Here is a 19,460-nt window from a genome sequence, read left to right on the forward strand (position 1 = left end):
GAATGTTATTTCAAGAATTCGTCCTGCATAATTTTGGTATTTATAAGGGACGTCACGCGGTCGACCTGACGACGGGCCCGGGGCGGCCCATCGTCCTGTTCGGCGCACTCAACGGCTCGGGCAAGACGACCTTCCTCGACGGACTGCAATTGGTCTTATATGGCAAGCACGCCCGCTGCACGGGGCGCGGCAACATGGCGTATCCGGACTTCCTACGCAGTACGATCAACCGCTACGTCCCGCCGCAAGAGGGCGCTGGGCTCGAACTCGAATTCATCCACCACCATGAGGGCAAGTGGCGCACCATCCGCATCAAGCGCACTTGGAACGGACGAAACGAGACCACGACGCGTGAAAGGCTCGAGGTCTTCCGTGATGGCGTCCTCGACGCGGTTCTGTCCGAGCGCTGGAGCGAGTTCGTCGAGGACTTCATCCCGTCGCAGATATCGGAACTGTTCTTCTTCGACGGCGAAAAGATCGAGGCCCTGGCCGAAGAACAGTCCGCCGCCGCCATCATCCGCACCGGTATCCATGCGCTGTTGGGCCTGGATGTGGTCGATCGACTCGCTACCGACATCAAGGTCATCCAAAGGCGTCGTCGCGTCGACGAACTCGATCAAGAGGCGCAATCCCAAGTGCGCGCCAAGTACGAGAAGATGGAGGCCCTGAGCGCTCAGGCAGACACGCTGCAGGCGAAGATTGTGGCGCAAGAGGAAGAGGTGAAGGAACGCCTGAAGGCGCTGAACGCGCTCGTCGACGAATACCGGCAGCAGGGTGGTGAATTGGCCGAGCAAGCCAGCAGCATCGAAGCCCGGCTCAAGGCGGCCCAGGAGCAAAAGAATTTGCATGACGCCTACCTCCGGGACAAGCTCGCCGCGGGGCAGACGCCATTGCTACTCGTGGAGGATCTGTTGCAGCGCGCTCGCACGCAGCTGACGGTCGAGAGCAACGCGCAGCTGGCTGCGGTGATACTGACCGAGATCCAAGAGCGCGATACCCGCGTATTGTCGCTGCTCGCGCACGGCGCCGTGGACGAGAATGTGCGCCGCACCGTGGCCGAGCAGCTGGAACGCGATCGAGAGGCCCGCGCCACCGCCGTGCAGACACCGGCCTATCTTCACCTGCGTCCCGACGCACTCGTGCCCTACACGGCCGCACAAATGGAGACCCTGCGCCTGGACGTGACCGAAGGATTGAAACGGCAGCGTGTCCTCGCCGAGCGACTGAACGATCTGGAGCGCACGAAGGCCGCGTTACCGAACCCCGAACAGTTGGCCCCGCTACGCGAGCGTGTCGAAGAGCAGCGCCGACGTTACGACCAGGCAGAAGGCGCCGTGGCGCAGCTGAGACATCAGTATGACGAATGCATCGACGCGAGGGAGCAAGTCGATCGTGAGCGTCAAACGCTCATGGTCGAATTGGCGCACCAGCGCGCGAAAGACAAGACCAATAAGCGAGTGCTGGCGCATCTCGACAAAGTCGAGGGGAGCTTGAAGCGCTATCGCGACGCTGTCTTACAGCGCAACGTGAAGCGCTTGTCCGACCTGATCCTGGAGAGCTTCCAGGCCATTACGCGCAAGCCCAAGATGTTCGAGCGGATCGAGATCTCGCCGGTCGACTACCGCCTGTCGCTGTTCGACCACAGTGGCCACCAAGTGCCGAGCCACCAGCTCTCCGCCGGTGAGCGTCAACTGCTGGCGGTCTCGATCCTGTGGGGCCTGAGCCGCGCCTCGGGTCGCTCGCTGCCGGCCATCATCGATACCCCCTTGGGACGACTGGACGGCCAGCATCGCAACAAGCTGGTCAAGAATTACTTCCCGAAGGCGAGCCACCAGGTCATCTTGCTGTCCACCGACCAGGAGATCGACGAGGACCTGTATGGCAAGATCCAGAAGGTCACCTCGCAGGAGTACCTGATCGAATACAGCCAAGAACACCAGAGTTCCGAAATCCAGCGCGGCTATTTCACGTTTGACGAGGCATACACATGATCATCGACGTCGTCCGCGTCTCCGAAAAGGCGAAGCACCAGCTGCTGACGCTCAAGCGCCGCACCGGCATTCAGCAATGGAATGTCCTGTGCCGCTGGGCGCTGCTGGCCTCGCTCGCCGAGCGCACCATCCCACCTCACGAGGAGATCGTCACCGACAGCAATGTCGAGATGAGTTGGAAGACCTTCGCCGGTACCCTCGACGACGCCATCACCGCCGTCGTACGTCAGCGTGCGCACGACGACAGCGTCGCCGACGACCAGCTGCCGCAGTTCTTCAAGATCCATCTGCACCGTGGCATCGCGTACCTGATGAACGGCGCGGAACACTTGCGCGGCTTGATCGCGATGACGGGCGTCGTTGACGAGCCCTGAAACCAAGGGTACTCCCTTCTTCTATTCCCGAGCCTGGTCATCCAGGCCTCGTCGTCGCAGAGCCGTCAGCATTTGCCTTAGTTCGGTTGCGCGCATCCCAAGATGCGCTTCTCGATGATGCGCGGGACAGACGCAAGCAACGTTATCGATCGTGTCGCTGCCGCCCTGCGAAAGCGGCACGATATGGTGGATTTCACTATAGGGCTTCCCGTCCTTGCCCATGAAAGGCGGATGAGCACAACCTTCCACCTCGCATCGATGATCCGCCCGCGACTTTGCGATCGCGATGACGAGGCTGCTTCGTTCGAATACGAGACTGTTCGCCGATCTCGCAGCCGGTTTCGTCCGTCCACCACTCTCTGCACGTCCTGTTCGGCATAGGTCTGCAAGAGTTCGGATAGCGGCTTGCCCGCGAGCTTGTCGGCTTCGCGCTCCGTTGCGGCGTCGAGCGCTTCGGCGTCCGCTTTGCTCGTCTCTCCCCCAAAGGCATCGCCCCACAGACGCATGAACTCTTGGTCGATTTCATCGACATGAAGCTGCAGGGTATCGGCATCGAAGAACTCCTGCTATACCTCGCGATCGATCGCTCCCGCGCCGCTCATCCCAGCACGTTCGTCGCGGGGGGCGATGCTACGGAAGTTCATGACCTTGTTATAGATGCCGGGCACCGCGCGTCCCGTCAAGTGGGAGACAGTCGACACGGGCGAGCCGGCCAAGCGTGACACGGGCTTGCCAATGGTCGCCGTATACGCCCACAGTCCAGCGATGGATTCGCTACGAGGCCAATCCTGGCCTACACACGCCCACATCTGCTCGAGACACTGGGCTTCGTCCTCGCTCAAGGGGAAGTTCGTGCTTGCCGCCTGCTTCAAGACGAGCATCGTGTGGAGGACCGGATCTTCACGAAGCCAGTCTCGCCTCAGGATCTCGCGCGCGGAGCCTCTCTGCGTCAGGCGTAGCCAAACCCGGCTCTCCTCCATCGACATATCGACTTGGTCGCGCCAGAATCGCGCCGTGTGCTCGTCGGGGATCATCCTGCCGACCGGCGAGATCACCACCGCCTCCGCCACGATGCCGGCCTTGTCACCGTCGCCGGCCACCGCTCGCCAAAGGTAGACACGGTCCCCTACCGCGATGTCACTCGCGTAACCGGGTCACCAACCAGGTGAATGTGCCGGGATGAGAGGCAAGGAACGCATCGACATCGAAGATGCGGGGGGGGCTTGGAAAATTCAGGATTTCATCAGGAGCGGTCCTACCGAGAGGAATTTTGTTTTCGCCGATCTACTTCACTAGGGCAATCCTAGCCGAGCCAGCGCCAGTTCGTTCGCCGAATGGACCATGCGTTCCTCTTCTACGTCACGCCCAGCGCATCTCGCGCAAGGCCTGCGCCAATTCCGGGCGCATCACGAAGTGGAACTGCTTCTCGTCCTCGTAAGCCGCGCCTTCGCCCGCTATCGACAACGTCGTCCACCAGCACAAGCTGCCGTCCCGATGCGTCAGCTGCGGCGTGAACTCGAGAATCCCAGCGAGATTGAACGCCAGCGTCCCGTACTGCAGATTGGCGGCGTGATAGCTCTCGTAGCTGGCCGCTTCGGCCAACTGCGTGGCCGTGATCGCCGAGTCCAGCGCACGGCACTGCGCGCGGAGCATGATGAAATGACTGGATGGGAGGTTCTTGTCTCGCAAGGTCAACAAGGCATTTTTGAACTGCTCGACGCTCGCGATGGCAGGTACAGCGCTCATATGGGCTCCAGAACAGAGGTTTGAGAGTAGGGGTTCAAGCGACCGACGCCGTCATCAAGCCGTAAGCGGCCGCCATGCCGGCAACGGTGTCGCGCATCCGATCGCGCAAGCGCGGCGGACCCAACACCGTCACCTGGTCGCCGAACCCCAGCAGCCACCAGCGCAACTCCTTAGTATCGAGCACGGTCGCGCTGACGCGCACGGCGCCGGTGCCATCGGGCACGATCCGCTGGTCGTCGGCGAGCGGATATTCGAACAGATGCGCCGCTGCGTCGCTGGTGAAGCGCGCCTCGAGCTGGATCGTGTCGCCGCTCTCGGAGTAACCGAAGGCGCCATCCGCGATGTACGCGTCCAAATCGAAACCCTCGGGCCGGTTGCAGGGCTCGTCGAGCATGATCGCCGAGCGCATGCGGTGCAGCGCCAGCTGACGCACGTCGGTGAAGTTGCGCATCGTGCAGACCAGATAGATGACGGTATCGCGGGCGACCACGCCCAGTGGATGCACGACGTATTCCTTGGGCGCCGTGGCCTGGCGCGGAAGGTAGCGGATCGTCACTTGCCGTTCTCGGAGCAGGGCGTCGTAGAGCGTGGCGTGCACGCCCGGGTCGATCGGCGGCGATCGCAGGCGCAAGCCACGCGGCAAGACGCGCACCTTGTCGGGCCAGCGCGTCACCCCATGGTCGTTCGCCTCGAGCACCGCGGTGGCCGTGCGAAACCACGGCGCGAGGTAATCCAAGGTCGATTCCGGCAACAAGGCGCTCAGATGCCGCTGGACTAGGTGAAAGGTGAGAGCCGCCTGCGGATCGAGAAAGGGCAAGTGAAACGGATCGGCGTCGGCCTGCCACGACCAGCCTTGCGGCCGGCCGTTGTCCGCGACCAGCGGCAGGATGCACGATAGATCGTTGAGATCGCGCTGGATCGAGCGGATCGAGATCGTGTAGCCGGCACGCTCGAGTCGCCTCGAGAGCGCATTGGTATCGATCTTGCGCGGATGGCGCGGTATATGGCGCAGCATCGCCATCACGCGGGACAAGGAATTGGACATGCCGTCGGGATCACATAGCAAACGACAAAAACTGTCGCGTTCCTATATTAAACTGACAACTAAAAATTGCCTATGATCAACTGCATCAATTACCATAGCGATCCGATGGCGTGATGTTAATAACCAACAAGTGATAATGTGTGAGTTTATCAATGGAAACGAGCCGTTACACTCCCTGATCGCCCTCGGCTCCATCCCATGTATACACGCTCCGCGCTCCGCCCGTTCAACCGTCTCGGTCCCGCATCGCCCCCGCCCACCGGCGCTCGCATCAAAAGAAGAGCCGCCCGTGAATCGAGAATCGGCGACGCATCCCGGTTCGGTAGGCGCGTCGCCAGCAATCCAACACTCGTCGGCCAGGTCGCTATCGATCGAGCGGACGACACCAGAGCCACGAGTCGCGCGACAGCCGCGCACACGCTACATACGACCATCGCCGGCGTCGGGATGGTGCCCCTTCACCCATGCTCAGCATCTGACAGGCAATGACATCCATCACCTTTCGCGAGGCGCTTTCCGTCCTCTCCAAGTCGTCGCCGTTCTCGGTCAAGACCATGTCGACCCGCGCGCCGGATGGCTTCGACGCGCTCAAGAACTGGCTCTACATCCAACAAGACATCGAAAAGGATTTGCGTGCCCGGCTGGTGCAGGCCCGGCCAGGGGACATGCTTTTTTTGTGCGGCAGTAGCGGCGACGGCAAATCCGAGATCCTCACAAGAGCCCATCACGAGTACGACGGCAAGGTGCAGTTCCACCTGGACGCGACCCACAGCTTCCAACCGAACCAGTCCGCGATCGAAGCGCTCGATCAGGTCTTTCGCACCGCGATTGCCGAGCAGCGGATCCTGGTCGTCGGCATCAACATCGGCATGATTGGTAACTACGTGCAAGAAGGGCACGCGGACTTGCGCCAAGTGCGCGACGCGATGCAAGCCTTCCTGGACAACGCCACGCCGGCCGCGCCCTACTATTTCTTCAACTTCGAGGATTATCCGAAGTTCAGGATGGAGAACGGGATGCCGGTCGCGCCCTTCGCCAAGAACATCATGCGCCGGCTGACCGAGCCCAACGCCGACAACCCGTTTTACGCGGCATTCACCCGGGACGACGTGCGCCATCGCGAGCCGCTGTTGTACGCGAACTTCCGCCTGCTGATGCTAGACGGCGTCCAGGACGCCATCATCGCTAACATCGCCAAGGCGCGCTTGGCCAAAGACCAGTTCGTGACGGCGCGCGGTTTGCTCGACCTGTTGCACCACGTGTTGACTGGACCGGGCTACCTGTTCGACAACCTGTTCTCCGGTAGCGACAACGAGCTGGCGGCAAAAATCGCCGCGTTCGATCCCGCCTTGCTACGCACACGCGAGCTCGACCAGCTGGTCTTGCGTTACGAACTGGGTCTGCCCGAGCCCGAGCGTGACGCCTTCCTCGCCGAACTGGCGTCCTGGAACGTCCGCTTCGACACGACGGAGCAGCCGACGGCCGCGTCCCTGGTCCGCCTGCTGTATGTGCTGCGGCGCGAGCCGATCGGCAACGACTACCACCATCGCTTCGCCGATGAGTTCACCGACCAGGTGATGGTCGAGTACGCCGAGGTCTGGAAGATGCACGCCCAGTTCGACGGTGGCAACGAGGCCAAGACGGCTTTGCAGCGCTTGTATCGACGGGTTCTGACGGCGGGCATTTTCCGCTACGCGAACCGCAACGCGCCCGAGCTGCGTACCGACGAGATCCTGCTCAGCGAATTCCACGGCGTCAAAATCGCGGGCCTGGCCGACTTGAGGCCGGACTACACAGCGCTCCAGCAACTCGCATCCAGGACGCCAATCGCCCATTTCCACGTCGCGCTCAAGGTCGGCGGCGAATCGCTCAAGCCGATGCCCTTCAATATCAATCTGTTCGGCCTGCTGGTGCGCTTGAACGAGGGCTACCGCCCGAACAAGTACGACAAGAACGCCATCGTCCTGCTCGATGAGCTGGTCGAGCAGATCAAGGCGCTGGTCAAGCAGGACAACCGCCTGAAACTGTATCGGGAACGACAACACATCTCGCTGAGATACGAAGACGGTACGATCGAGACCGTTGGAGAAATGTAATGTATCCAATCGCAAACGACCTTCAGGTATCGGACAAGAACAAGTCGCCGAACTACCTGCCCGTCAGGCAAAAAGGAAACGAATTCTCGTGGGCCTCGGTGACCGGCCTAGTGCTCGGCAACGTACTCCAGCAGGGCCTGCAGGACTATAGTGTCGACGCATTCCGAGACGAATGCCGCGACGCGTTCAAACAGCTGTTGAATGACCCGAAGGTGTGGGAATGGCTCGACCATATGTATTTCTCGAGCCATGCGGTGCTGCAGGTCTCACCGCTGTTCCTGCTGTTCAAGGCGCAAAAGGCCGCGCGCGAGGACGACGAGGACGCCGCCGCCAACCAACGCATGAGCGACATGTTCGCCGGGCTACTCGGCGACTTCAGACTCGACGATAAGCCGAACGACAACCTGCATTTTCTCGAGCAGGTCATGCTCGACGTCCTGGTCCGCCATCTGCGTCCGCTCGGTGGCAAGGAGTGCCAGCAGGATCTGCCCTATCTACCTTTCCTGACCGAGGCCTTCCAGCGCGACATGCGCTTCTTGTCGGCCCATCCGCAATACCTGGTGGCCGAGCTGACCAACACCTTAAAGCTGTACGCGTTCAGCTACTGCTCGCAATTGTCGCTGACCGTGCGCCGTTGGCGCGACGGCACGCCCAAGCCAAGGGAGCTGTACTTCATCCTCGACGTCGAGAAAGCCTCGACCGAGCGCGACAAGATCCGCGAACACGGTTATCGCTCGCTGGCGTCGAACGCCAAGGACTTGTTTCCGCTGCTGTCCGCCGGCGAGGTGTTGCAAACCGAGGGCGCGCAACGCCCGCTGTGGCGGATCTACGCCGACGCGCAAGCCTATCTCGATCGGCAAGCACTGATCGACGACCTCAACCGTTATATCGGCCAGTTCGCGAGCAGCCGCCAACTCGAGGCGCCGGCCCTGGCCGACACGCTGGAGGAAGCGTTCAAGCAATTCGTCGTCCTCGCCATCCGGCAGTTCGATCCGGGCAAGAGCGAGCGCCACAGCGTCAATCAGCGGTATGTGCGCGAGTTGGAAAAAAAGGTGTTCGCCGATTTCATCCAGTTCCGTGGGCGCGCCGGCAACATCCTGGCATTGAACCAGGACCAGCTGCTATTGCTGACCAATCTGGCGATCGGCCATAACGAGAAGCTGCGTTTCTTCGAGCTACTGCGCGAATTCCGCCAGCGCGGATTCTTTTTCGATAATCAAAGTCAACAAGTGCTGATTGAGTTCTTCGAGCGCATGGGCAATGTTGAACGCATGAGTGACAGTGGAGAGGCAGTCTATGTCCGCAAGACCGTTTGAGAGCTACCTGGTCGATGTGTTCGTCGAGTGGGCGACTGATAAGGCCCAGCCCGGCTTTCGCTACCAATTCCAGTCTCCCGACCACAACAACGCCGGCAAATTGCACGACGCCTACTTGGCGCGGACCAACGGCGCGATCGCCTATCAAGGCGTCGAGTTGCCCTTCATCACGTGCGGCGCCACCAAGCTGCTGCCGGTGCTACATGGCGAGCAGGGGCAGGGCTTCTCCGAAAACTACATTTCGCACTTGCGCGACTGCGTGGCGGGCCGCACGACGGTCTTCGCCGATTGCGCCTTGCTGATCATCCACAACAGCAAGCTCGACACCATCATCAACAGCGCAGAGGATCTCGCCGCGGAGGGCCGCGCCTGGCATCCGCAAATCCTAGCGCGACGTCTGAAGGTGCTGGCGCAGGAGCACGCGGGCAACCGCAACCTGCTGGCCTGTCTGCTCGAGGACCAGCTGAACTTCGTGGTCAGCGAAGGGGCGACGGTGTTCGGCTTCGCGCCCCTGTACCAGGCAATCGCCGAGGGCGACATCCAATTGAGCAAGCTCGGCTTGTTCGACGATCCGCTGATGGCCTCGCTCAACAATCCAGCGCAGATTCGCAAGCGCCTCGAGGACAACCGTGAACTGCGTCGACAGATCGAATCCGTCACCGAGAACTTCGTAGACCAGGTCGAGGACAAGTTCCGCGAACAGTTCGGCCCCAAGTTCATTCGCGACCACTTCGTCGACACCCAGGATTGGAAGGCCCTGAACTACGGCGACTTCAAGCAAGAACTCGATAGCAACCGCATCCAGTCCTTGACGCTGGAGGACGTCGGTAACGCCAACGGCAAGTTGTTCGATCGCGCCAAGAGCGGCAGCAAGGCCGGTCGCAAGGATTTGAGCGTGCTGCTCGAGCTACCCCAGGAAGCCGAAGAGGGACGCTTCGACATCACCTTCCTGGCCCCCGACGTCATGTCGTCGGAGCTGAAAGTGTCGCAGAGTTCGATCGACAAGGACGCCATCAGCCTCAAGGTCGGCCATGCGGGAGGCAAGCGCAGCCGCGTCCAGGTGCGTGCGCCGTTCTCCAGCGAACCCCTGTTCTTCACGCTGACACTGAGTCGCCGCGCGCGCGCCGAAAACCACCAGTTCCGCTGCCTGTTCCTGCGCCAGGGCGCGTTCTTCGTCGAGGGCTTCAAAAACCATTTCCGGGTCGAGCCGCACGCCAAGCGCATCACCCTGCAAATGGAAGCGAACCGCCTGGCGATCGCCGAGATCGACGGGCCGAGCTTCACGTCCGAGGATCCGCAAGACGTGATCGACAACAACGCCTATGCGAGCGTGGACTTCGCGCGTCAGGCCAACGCGTCCGAGAAGATCGGGTTTCAGATCGCGAACGGCGAGCAACGACTCAGCTTTAATATCGAGGGCGCGGCGGCCGAGGAATCGGTCACGGTGCCGCTGATGTACGACCGCGATCGCTACGCGCGCCTGTTCCAGGACGACGACTACCGCGCCGAATTCGGCGCCAACGGTAATCGCCTGGTGATCGACAACCGCGAGTCGGCCGTGGCCGGCGTGCGCCAACTGTTGTTGACGCGCGAAGCCGCGATGGTGACCGAGCAGGTGCTGCACCGCTCGAGCAGCGCACAGATCGGCGTCGACGACCTGCGTGAGATCGACGCCGACTTGCACGCCGCTTACAGCGCCTGGTACGCCTATCTGTGCGCGCGCGGCACCACTCCGAGCCTGGTGTCGTGGGGTCCCGAATATCGCCGACTTACGGGCGCGGTCACGCGCGCCTACGAGCGGGTCCTGTCGGCCATTCCACGCGACAGGGTGCTGAGCGACGCCCATAAATCCCTGCTGCGCGTTGGCATGGCCGAGCACGACGGCAAGGAATTCATCACGCCGTTCCACCCGTTGAATCTGTCCTACCACCTGCAATTGGTCGAGACCATCGTCGCCGACCGCGAGGCCGGGCACGACAGCTTCGCCACGCTGCCCGACGTCACCCGAGAACGCCTGACGCCGGCGGGCCTGATCCCCTTCGTCTACGACGGCGCCAACAGCGTTGCCCACGTAAGCGCGATGCGCGAGAACGCGGCCTGGCTGGAACTGATTCCGCAAAGGGAATCGAGTTTCACCTATGTGCGCAACCTGGTGCGCGACAAGCTGGGCGAATTCACCCAGGCCTACGCCCGCTTGTTCAGCGCCGGACCGCGCAGTACCCTGATCCTCAACGTCATCAACATGGGCCCGGCGCGCGAGCTGTTCCTGGGTCTGACCGATTATTTCAAAAAGCACCGTGACGAGGCCTGCGCGATCCACGTCAATTGTTATGACGACCGGATCGCGTTCAACGAGTTCGACGGTTTCGCCGAATGCGTGTCCGCGCAAGCGCTGCGCGACACCTACCAGCTCGGACGCGGTGGCGTGCACGACGACGCCGACCTGTTGATCGACTTGATCCGTAGCCGGCTCACGTACAGCAAGTTCAAGACGCCGAGGGACGACGAGAAGCTGGCCTACGCGCACCTGGCCTTCTTCCGCAACAACGCGCCGGTCGACGTGCGGCAGGTGCGCGCGGACAGCGCGTTGAGCGGGGTGTTGTGCGATGGCTTGATCGCCGGCGAATCGGCCGAGAACATCGAAAACGCCTATTTCTCGTGCTTCGGCCTGCGCAACGTCGATGTCGAACCCTATCAGCCACTGCGCCTGGCGCGCTTGGTCGGCGCCTTGATGCAGCCCGCGCGTGAGACCAGCAGCCCGTATGTGGGCATGAGCGTCGGCCTGGCGGCCAGCACCGCCTTCCGCGATTTGCTGACCCGCTCCTACGACAGCGCCTTGTGGACCACGATCGTCGACCCGAAGGTCACGCTCGACTTCTTCACGTCCCAACGCGACGTCGTCCTGATCCATTATTCCGACCAGTACACGAGTTCGGCCGGCTACGACGCGATCACCGTGACCAAGCAGGTCGACCTGTTCCGGCGCTTGCTCGGCAAGGACAGCCTGCTGTCGGAATTCAACGCCTTCAATGGTGGCTGGCTGCTGCAAATGCTGACCGCCAACGACAACACGCGCAAGGAGCGGCGCGGCATCATCGGCGCCTACAAATTCGTGCGCGCCCTGTTGATGGATGCGGACATCACCTGGGTGCCGCTGTCGATCGCCGAGATGATCCGGGTCTCGGGCAACGTCGGACTCAAGATGTCGGGCAGCGATTTCTCGCGCGGCTTGCAGGGGTACACGCGCGGCGCGATTTCGGACGACGTGTTGTTCGTCGGCTTCCGAGGGGAACACATGTACCTGCTGCCGCTCGAAGTCAAGACGGGCGCGCGCCCCGACTACGACAAGGCCGTGGAGCAAGCGCGCGAACTCAAGCGCTTCTTGCGCGACGAAATCCTGGGTCCCGACACCATGGTAGGCAAACTCTACCGTGGCTTGTTCGTGCGCCAGGTCTTGATGCAAGTCGAGAAGTACCGGCTGTATGGGGTCTTGAGCGACGCCGACCTCCGTCACTTGAGCGCGCGCCGCGAGTGGTGGCTCAAGGGCGACTATACCTTGGCCGAACTGACTGACTACCCTGCCGGCGTCGTGGTGTCGCACCTCGACAGCGACACGTGCTTCGATTCCTCCTACCGCGTCGAGCAAGACGTGATGCTGATCGATCTGCCGATTGGCTTGCTCGACTCACTGATCGACGCAGCCAACGCCGAGCAGATCCGCGCCTTGCGCGCGCAGTGTCACGTGCCCGTGGAATACCTGTTGGGCGAAGTGTCCTACGCGTCCAAAGTCGCGCCGGTAGCTTCTGCACTGGAACAGGCGCCGGTGCCGGTGATCGAGACCGTCGACGCGACGTCCGCCGCGCCCGCCGACACGGGTGGGAACCTGCGCATCCGCGTGGGGGAAAGCGTCACCACCCACCAAGCCCTGTACTGGGAACCGACGAACACGGCGCGCTTCATGAATAGCAACTCGGGCATCATCGGCACGATGGGTACCGGTAAGACCCAGTTCACTAAATCGGTCGTGACGCAGCTGGTGCGCAACCACGACCAGAACGTCAACGGTGCGCCGATCGGCATGCTGATCTTCGACTACAAGTCGGACTACGTCGACGATGGCTTTATCGAGGCGACCGGGGCGAGAAAATACCAGCTCAGCAAACTGCCTTACAATCCTTTGAGCTTGTTCGGCGACACGCCGATGCTGCCGCTGCACACGGCGGCCGGCTTCGCCGAGACGATGGCCCGCGCCTATGGCTTAGGCGCGAAGCAGCAGCTGAAACTCGAGAATCTGATCATCGAAAGCTATGCCAGTGCCGGCATCCATCCCGAGGACAGGTCGAGCTGGTCGAAGCCGGCGCCGACAATTGAGGACGTGTGGCAGCTGTTCCTCGCCCAGGACAAGGTCGACGAGGATTCGCTCTACGCCGCGCTATCGAAACTCGCGCGCTTCAAGATCTTCGAGCCGGACGCGACCAGGACGGGCAGTCTGTACGACCTGATCTCGGGTGTCACCGTCGTCGAATTGGCCGGCTACCCGTCCGAGATCCAGAACCTGGTGGTCGCGCTGACGCTCGACCTGTTCTACGCGCAGATGCAGAAGCGTGGGAAACCGCAAGTCGTTGGCGACTTCCGCCAGATCACGAAGATGATCTTGGTCGACGAGGCCGACAATTTCATGTCGCAGAACTTCCCGGCGCTACGCCGCATCCTCAAGGAGGGCCGCGAGTATGGCGTGGGCGTGATCCTGTCGACCCAGGACATCACGCATTTCAAGACGGCCGAGAACGATTACTCGTCCTACATCCTGAGCTGGGTCGTGCACCGGGTATCGCAGATCAAGAACGCGGACGTCAAGGCGATTTTCAATAAGGATGACAGGGCGGATCAAGAAAACCTAATGGAAGTTATCCGAAAACTCGACAAACACTACAGCTTGTACATCGATGGCGAGAAGCGCATCCAGAAGATGCGTGACAGTACATTCTGGGAACTGTTGCAATAACGGTCGCCAGCAGCCGAGAAGAAAGCCAGGCCGTGTCACGGGTACAGCCCAGTGGCGTCAGATAACGATCATCGAGAGCGGTGCCGGATGGCCCGTTCATCCCTCGGGCCGGCACCTCGAGGTACCTGGTTTCCTCGGGAATCGAAATCGACGTTGGAGGACGTGGCTGTGTTCCATCATGGTGCCGACAAAGTCTTTGGAAAATATAATGAGTAGACCTTTAGAGGAAATTGACTTAACCGCGCTCGGTCCGATGACGATGGCGGAAGCGTTGGCAGTACTACGTGGAGGGGACTTAGAAGCGCATAGAGCCCGACAACTTGAATATGACGAGATCGCAAAGGAAGCAGAGCAATACAGGCTGCTGGCACCCGCCCAATGGCCGAGCCTCGAATTCAACTGGGATTTCCGCGCCGAGGCCCAGCGATTTGCACTGGATGGGTGTCAACCCGACAGCTTCGCAGAAAGTTATCCGCTGGGGCTCCGTCTCGGATGGGTATCGGTAGAGGCGTTCGATTCGAAGTTGAGCTTGCAAAACCGACGCGCGCTCGGGGAGCTTTGGAAGGTCGGCGAGAAAGACAAGCTGGCGATGGCGATTGCTTATCTCCGGAGAGGGAAGCCGATCACGCCTCCGTTAGTGCTTCCTTTGCCGGCGCAGAAGCAAATTTGCCTGGAAGGCGGCAACCATCGCTATACGGTTGCGAAATTTAGTGGGCAGATCGAACTGCCAATCTATGTTGATCCATCAAAGGCCGATGCCCTTGGCGCCATCGTGACGGTCCGCTGGCCATGATTCGCGTCGCACTCGCTTACACTCACGACCACACCGTTATTTTGGCTCACTCAAGACCGAACGCACATCACGATAGATGTAGCGTATCCGCGCCCAGCTCGCTCAGACGTGTTCGGTTACATCGAACGCTTCTACGATCCTACGCGCGGTTTTTCGACTGGATACGTCAGTCCGGCACAATTTGAAAAACCTAAAAAAGCTTAAAGCGTGTCATCTGAATCGGCGGCAGGCCAATCCACGCTTTCACCATTGCAGAGCCTGTTAGCGAATTCTACCTTCACCTCATCGACAGATCATCTCAACACAGACGATTGATGAATTCAGACATCGCAAGCGTGAAACAAGCCGGCATGGTCGAGGGGGGCTCCTCGCTTTGATGACAATGAGGCGTCTCGGCTGGCCCAGTTGATTCACGCAGAAGCGCCGACCTTCCCTGGCTGTGCCTTCGGCTTCTCAGGAAGCGTTTTATCGAATGCGCCGTTGCTTGGATCACTAGGTCACGCCGGCCTGCGCAAACGGCGTGACCCAGACCATATCGACTTTACTCAGCAACAGCCTGCATCATTTTTTGATAACGCGCGACCTGGGTCGCTATCCGATCAAGGATGGGACCCAGATGTTGCTGCTGCGATAGCAATGTATCGACCTTCAAGTCTTGGAGTGCTTTCATCAAGGAAGTGAGAGCGTCGACCGGCGTCCTCTGCGTCTTGTGATGCAGGAATTCGGCTTCAACCACCCGAATCGGCCTGGCTTCGTCGGGCGCGTCGACATCGAGTTGCTTGGCGAAGTTCGTGCCGGCTTTGCCATCGTACGTGGCCATCTGGTTCCACAGACGCACGCTCTCGGCCTTATACAAGATGTTTTCGTTGTCCTCGCCTTTGCCCGAACGCGGGTTGGAGAAAGCCCATTGGAACAGGACCTCTTCCGATTCCTTGGGGAGGCGAAGCGAATCCTTGTTGACGTTGAACTGCTCTTTCGCATACGCGTTTTGCAGGATCAATTCGAAGAAGTAGTGGTCCTCATCGGACAAGGTCTCGCCCTCTGGCAACCGATCTTCATAGTCGCGTTTGAAGTGGGTGAAGGCCGACGCGGCTTGGATGTTCCTCCTCGTCTTGGTCCCCCCCAAGGAGACCATGTCACCGACCTCGTTCACCAAATCGTCCTCGAGTCGCAACGCAACCTTATCCCCGTGTCGCGCACGGAACAGCCGCTCGTACAAGGAAAGAATGTATAGGTTGGTAGCGTAAGGCGCCCATTCACGCGCGTGACTGATGTGACGTACGCCGAGCAAGCGTGGCAGGATCGCCTGGAGCTCATCGACAGATTTTGCTTTGACAGGAAAAACAGGCAACTGGTCCGTTTGAGCTGCGATTTGAACCAGTCGGTCGACCAGATCCTGCTGTACTCGCAGCTCTTCTTGGTAGCGGCTTGGAGTTTTCTTGAGCTTCTCCAGCTTTTTCTGCTCTCGTTCCAGCCTGTCGCCACGTAATGTACGCAATGCCACCGTTCGGGTGTTCCCTTCGACGACGATGTAGTACCCGGGACGTTGCGGGTGCTCCCAGACGACGATGGAGTCGATGGGCACCCAACCATGTGCGAGGATGGAATCTTCCAAGGTCGCGACGTCGTACACGGCGCGCACCCGCTCTTCGAGCGTCTGCTGGAGATCTTTGTCGAAGAGTGATTTCTCATCGAGATAACCCGGCGGATCCTCGGGAGCGATGCGTGGGTTATTTGGGTCGAGATAGATTCTGTCGAACGGGACGGACTTGGCTTCTTGCAAGTCGCGCATGGGGGGGACATGGTCATTCATCATTGTGCTCCTTGGTGTATTCGACATTCAGGTTGTCGGTAAGCGGTAAGACGCGTGCGGCGCGTGCGGCTGGGTCGACCAGGAACTCGCTCCGATGGAGCAAGCGCGCAGGAAGTCGAGGATGGATCGAGCTGACGAGATAGGCGGCGAGCGCGCCGAACTGCTCTGCTGGCGCGACCTGGACGAGCTTTTGTCTCAAGCCATTTAGTGCAGCAGTCAGTTCGGCCGACGCAGCCGCGTCGAGCAGGAACGCTTCCGATCCGGCCAGCGGCAAAGGCACCTTGACTACAACCGCGTGGACCGATGGCGTTTCGAGATAGGCGGCCTCGATCTGCGCGGCATTGTGGCAATCGCGGAGGAATTCGCTGAGAGCGGCCGGGATGGCGGGCCGGAAGGTCAACGACGCGTATTTGAGCCAGGTCGTCGCACCATGGGGTTGGAACGGCCTGGTTCCCTCGGCGTCGATGGACGATGGGCCATGCACTTCGCGTTTGGCGAAATACGCTGCCGTCAGCAGTCCGGTCAGTTCCATCCATTGACTACCGGCGTTCAAATCCTTGGTCAAGCCGTAAGCGGCACCCTCGCGCTGGAGGAAATCCGACGGGTCGGACAGATCGGCGCCTGACGAACAAAAAGCGTTGAAGATGCCACGTAACATCGCGGAGGTGTCGGCCGTCTCCAACACGACGCCCCAGTTTGCTTCCTGCTCGAACCGATCGGCGCGCCCGAAGTGTGGCAGTCCGTAGAAGAAGAGGCGGCAGGTTTCACCTGGCACCAAGGTTTCGATATGGCCGAGTACACGCTGGGCCTGTTTTTCCCGGACACGGTGCTCCGTCAACAAGAGCCGCGCCTTCTCGTAGAGATCGTCCTGGCTCAGATAGTCCACGTCGATGAGTTGCGGCCGTAAGAAGTCGTCGATCTCTTGGTAGAGCCACCTTTGGTCGAAGTGGTAAGCGATCGTGTCATTCCTGGCTTGGACGACATACGCCGCGCGCTTGTCGGCGGCGTAGCGCACACAGCGTCCCGCGGCTTGCATCAAGCGGATGACGCTGGTCGACGGGTAAGTGAGCACGACGGTGTTGATACTCGGATCGTCGAAGCCCTCCAGCAACAGCTGCGCGGACACCAGGATGGCTCGCGGCTTGTTGCGGAAGCGGGCGAGGAAATCCTCGGTTTCAATGCCGAGCGAGTTGGCCGTCCCGTGAACGAAACCGATATCCGCGACGTCCAGCGGGTGTTCATCCGGTAACCAGTGCAGCAGTGCCCTATAGAACTCCTCGACGCGATCGATTCGTGGTGCGAGCACGAGCACTTTCGTAAAATCCGTCGAGGCGCGGTCGACGATGTCCTCGGCCAGATCGTCGATGGCGGCAGGCGACCAGTCGAAGTCCGCGACTGGGAAATCCAGGAATTTCGGTGTGAGCACGGCCCGGCGCTCGGCGAGTTCGCGGTAAGTGATGGTGAATGCGATCTCATCGATACCGATCGGCAGACGATCACCCCGATTCGGCGTCGCCGTCAGCAGTAGCACTGGGAACGCGCGAGGCTCCGCGAACACGTGCTGATAGGAAGGTGCAGCGGCGTGGTGCGCTTCGTCGACGACGACCAGCGTCGGCTGGACCTTCGCGGCGTCGAGTAGCGCCGACAGCTCGTGGACCATGACGAACTTGATTCGATTGGCGCGCTCGGTCAACCTGACGCCCTCGACAGGATCGTCTTGCTTGACGATCAGCTTTTGCAGTTCCCGATAGGCCTGCTCACGTAGATTGTGCCGATGCGTCACCCAATACGCCGGCGCCATGTCTTCAGGACGCTTGGCAAGCATGGTCAAAACGATGCGTAATGCCGTACGTGTCTTGCCCGCCCCGGTCGGCAACACCAGGCCGACTCTCCCGGTAGGGCGTCGAGTGAAGGCGTCGATGCACCTTGTGACGGCGGTATCTTGATAGCTCCAGTCCGGCGGCTCGTGCCGAGAGCCGGCCCCATCGGTCGAACGCATCGCGCCAGCCACACTCGTCCTAGCGGTATCGGAGGTTTCTTTCAGCAGTCGAGCCGCCAGCGCCGGCGGAATCGACAAGCGTTCGGCGATCTCGTCGAGAGAGCCCACCGAGAACACCCGTAGCTCGCGCGCCTTGGCCTGCAGTTCTCCCATCGCCGTCGCCGCTCCGTCGGTCACGGTGGGATCGGCTTGGAACGTCGCGCGCGCGGCCTGCTCGGCGAGGGCCACGGTCGCTTCGTTGAGCGACCGCGTCACATCGTTCGACAAGAGCGCATGCAAGCGATTCGGATGCAGCCTGGCATCGACGCCCAGGCTCTGCAGTGTTTCATTCAAGAGCTTAGTGAGCGCCGCGACGTTGCCGGCGACGAGGAGCAACGGCAGCATCCAGTTGCTTATGAGATTTTCAATCCGTGCGCTTTGAACATTCAGCCGCGGCATGTGGACCCTCTATCTTGTTTTACATTGATCGTACGCCATTCTTCAATAATGGAATATTAAAGTCAAGTTCCAAAACAATGGAATTATGGTAGCATTCGGTCTCAGCTTAACGAACCAGCACCGAGCTCCGATCCACGTCCTTGGTTGCCTGCTGAACAAGTCTCGCGATTTACAAGCCTGTGACACCTATGTAGATGCCAATAGTTTCCCGATATCATGAGCGCCCAACTTCACGTTAGTGTTCTTTTTCAGAATGAAGTACCTGTCGAACCCGACGATTTGAAGGGCGTACTTCCCTTCAGTGAGGTTGTGTATCGCGGAACGCCCTGGGACCTTTCCCACCTGAAACCCTTCAGCTTCCTCGTCACCGTCCCGGGGCATGCAGCGCCCTTGCGAGTCGTTGTGCTGTTTTCATGTCACTGCTTCACCAGGGACGAGACGGAGGCGGAGAAAGCCTCTGGCTCGGTCGATCCCGCCGACCGGTACAGCGACGAGCGCGAATCGCGCATCTTGGATGAGGAGCGTTATCTACTCTCGAAGGCGTATCTACCCCAACTCGTCAAGGATTTGGCCACCCGGAAGATCACGGTAGCGGATGAAAAGCGCAAAAATGGTAATTTCGTCACCCTGGAGCTCAACGTCGCGAACGCCCAGGGCGGTTACTACAGCGTGTTCTTCGAGGTGGAGAAGGAACGTCAGCGAAAGCTGAAGCTTCGTGTCCAGAGCGCGTATCTGCGCCAGCAGATCTCAAAGCGGGAAGCCGAGTCGAAGCCGGTGAAATTGCTTACGATACTCAAGGCAACCTTTGAGAACCGCAAGATCCGGCCCTAGTCCGGCGGCGCTC

Annotated in this window: 13 protein-coding genes; 7 read left to right on the forward strand and 6 right to left on the reverse strand. The window is 60.5% G+C overall.

Features of this window, described 5'->3' with window-relative positions; genetic code table 11:
* The first annotated feature begins 2 nt into the window (after positions 1–2).
* Together dndD and dndE are read left to right on the forward strand one after the other, a co-directional pair.
* Positions 3–1,991 (forward strand): DNA sulfur modification protein DndD, encoded by a 1,989-nt coding sequence (gene dndD / locus ACEN9H_RS08580; RefSeq protein WP_413674405.1) that lies wholly within the window; start codon positions 3–5, stop codon positions 1,989–1,991.
* A complete protein-coding gene (gene dndE / locus ACEN9H_RS08585) occupies positions 1,988–2,365 on the forward strand; it encodes a DNA sulfur modification protein DndE (protein WP_413674406.1) in 378 nt (125 codons plus the stop codon). Before dndD ends, dndE begins: the two co-directional genes overlap by 4 nt.
* 21 nt (positions 2,366–2,386) lie before the next feature.
* Here dndE and ACEN9H_RS08590 read toward each other — a convergent pair whose 3' ends face one another.
* The 4 genes from ACEN9H_RS08590 to ACEN9H_RS08605 form a co-directional block, all read right to left on the reverse strand.
* The gene (locus ACEN9H_RS08590) at positions 2,387–2,587 is read right to left on the reverse strand and encodes an HNH endonuclease (protein ID WP_413674407.1); all 201 of its coding nucleotides are present in this window, start codon (positions 2,585–2,587) and stop codon (positions 2,387–2,389) included.
* Between the two features lie 344 nt (positions 2,588–2,931).
* Positions 2,932–3,465: a hypothetical protein gene (locus ACEN9H_RS08595; RefSeq protein ID WP_413674408.1), complete on the reverse strand. Its 534-nt coding sequence runs from the start codon at positions 3,463–3,465 to the stop codon at positions 2,932–2,934.
* A gap of 259 nt (positions 3,466–3,724) precedes the next feature.
* Positions 3,725–4,111: a hypothetical protein gene (locus ACEN9H_RS08600; protein WP_413674409.1), complete on the reverse strand. Its 387-nt coding sequence runs from the start codon at positions 4,109–4,111 to the stop codon at positions 3,725–3,727.
* Positions 4,112–4,145: 34 nt separating this feature from the next.
* Positions 4,146–5,156: a helix-turn-helix transcriptional regulator gene (locus ACEN9H_RS08605; protein ID WP_413674410.1), complete on the reverse strand. Its 1,011-nt coding sequence runs from the start codon at positions 5,154–5,156 to the stop codon at positions 4,146–4,148.
* A gap of 485 nt (positions 5,157–5,641) precedes the next feature.
* Between ACEN9H_RS08605 and dptF the strand changes: the two genes are divergently transcribed.
* From dptF to ACEN9H_RS08625, 4 genes are all read left to right on the forward strand, one after another.
* Positions 5,642–7,252, forward strand: coding sequence for a DNA phosphorothioation-dependent restriction protein DptF (gene dptF, locus ACEN9H_RS08610; RefSeq protein ID WP_413674411.1), 1,611 nt, complete (start codon positions 5,642–5,644; stop codon positions 7,250–7,252).
* Positions 7,252–8,568 (forward strand): DNA phosphorothioation-dependent restriction protein DptG, encoded by a 1,317-nt coding sequence (gene dptG, locus ACEN9H_RS08615; protein WP_413674412.1) that lies wholly within the window; start codon positions 7,252–7,254, stop codon positions 8,566–8,568. The genes dptF and dptG overlap by 1 nt, the downstream gene beginning before the upstream one ends.
* Positions 8,549–13,573, forward strand: a complete 5,025-nt coding sequence (gene dptH / locus ACEN9H_RS08620; RefSeq protein ID WP_413674413.1) for a DNA phosphorothioation-dependent restriction protein DptH — start codon at positions 8,549–8,551, stop codon at positions 13,571–13,573. The genes dptG and dptH overlap by 20 nt, the downstream gene beginning before the upstream one ends.
* A gap of 208 nt (positions 13,574–13,781) precedes the next feature.
* The gene (locus ACEN9H_RS08625; protein ID WP_413674414.1) at positions 13,782–14,366 is read left to right on the forward strand and encodes a transcriptional regulator; all 585 of its coding nucleotides are present in this window, start codon (positions 13,782–13,784) and stop codon (positions 14,364–14,366) included.
* Between the two features lie 541 nt (positions 14,367–14,907).
* On the opposite strand, the gene ACEN9H_RS08630 is transcribed toward ACEN9H_RS08625, so the two are convergent.
* A complete protein-coding gene (locus ACEN9H_RS08630; RefSeq protein WP_413674415.1) occupies positions 14,908–16,182 on the reverse strand; it encodes a hypothetical protein in 1,275 nt (424 codons plus the stop codon).
* Positions 16,172–18,616: a DEAD/DEAH box helicase gene (locus ACEN9H_RS08635; protein WP_413674416.1), complete on the reverse strand. Its 2,445-nt coding sequence runs from the start codon at positions 18,614–18,616 to the stop codon at positions 16,172–16,174. Before ACEN9H_RS08635 ends, ACEN9H_RS08630 begins: the two co-directional genes overlap by 11 nt.
* 216 nt (positions 18,617–18,832) lie before the next feature.
* Here ACEN9H_RS08635 and ACEN9H_RS08640 point away from each other — a divergent pair, with 216 nt between their 5' ends.
* Entirely contained in the window at positions 18,833–19,447 is a 615-nt protein-coding gene (locus tag ACEN9H_RS08640; protein ID WP_413674417.1) for a hypothetical protein, read from the forward strand.
* Positions 19,448–19,460 lie beyond the last annotated feature (13 nt).

The sequence above is a fragment of the Massilia cellulosiltytica genome, assembly GCF_047325105.1.
Classification (GTDB): Bacteria; Pseudomonadota; Gammaproteobacteria; order Burkholderiales; family Burkholderiaceae_D; genus Telluria; species Telluria orientalis.

Bases quoted from the DNA above. Each gene is read 5' to 3' on its own strand.
- dndD (WP_413674405.1), top strand. From the start codon at position 3: ATGTTATTTCAAGAATTCGTCCTGCATAATTTTGGTATTTATAAGGGA.
- dndE (WP_413674406.1), top strand. From the start codon at position 1,988: ATGATCATCGACGTCGTCCGCGTCTCCGAAAAGGCGAAGCACCAGCTG.
- ACEN9H_RS08590 (WP_413674407.1), bottom strand. From the start codon at position 2,587: ATGGGCAAGGACGGGAAGCCCTATAGTGAAATCCACCATATCGTGCCG.
- ACEN9H_RS08600 (WP_413674409.1), bottom strand. From the start codon at position 4,111: ATGAGCGCTGTACCTGCCATCGCGAGCGTCGAGCAGTTCAAAAATGCC.
- ACEN9H_RS08605 (WP_413674410.1), bottom strand. From the start codon at position 5,156: ATGTCCAATTCCTTGTCCCGCGTGATGGCGATGCTGCGCCATATACCG.
- dptF (WP_413674411.1), top strand. From the start codon at position 5,642: ATGACATCCATCACCTTTCGCGAGGCGCTTTCCGTCCTCTCCAAGTCG.
- dptG (WP_413674412.1), top strand. From the start codon at position 7,252: ATGTATCCAATCGCAAACGACCTTCAGGTATCGGACAAGAACAAGTCG.
- dptH (WP_413674413.1), top strand. From the start codon at position 8,549: ATGTCCGCAAGACCGTTTGAGAGCTACCTGGTCGATGTGTTCGTCGAG.
- ACEN9H_RS08625 (WP_413674414.1), top strand. From the start codon at position 13,782: ATGAGTAGACCTTTAGAGGAAATTGACTTAACCGCGCTCGGTCCGATG.
- ACEN9H_RS08630 (WP_413674415.1), bottom strand. From the start codon at position 16,182: ATGATGAATGACCATGTCCCCCCCATGCGCGACTTGCAAGAAGCCAAG.
- ACEN9H_RS08635 (WP_413674416.1), bottom strand. From the start codon at position 18,616: ATGCCGCGGCTGAATGTTCAAAGCGCACGGATTGAAAATCTCATAAGC.
- ACEN9H_RS08640 (WP_413674417.1), top strand. From the start codon at position 18,833: ATGAGCGCCCAACTTCACGTTAGTGTTCTTTTTCAGAATGAAGTACCT.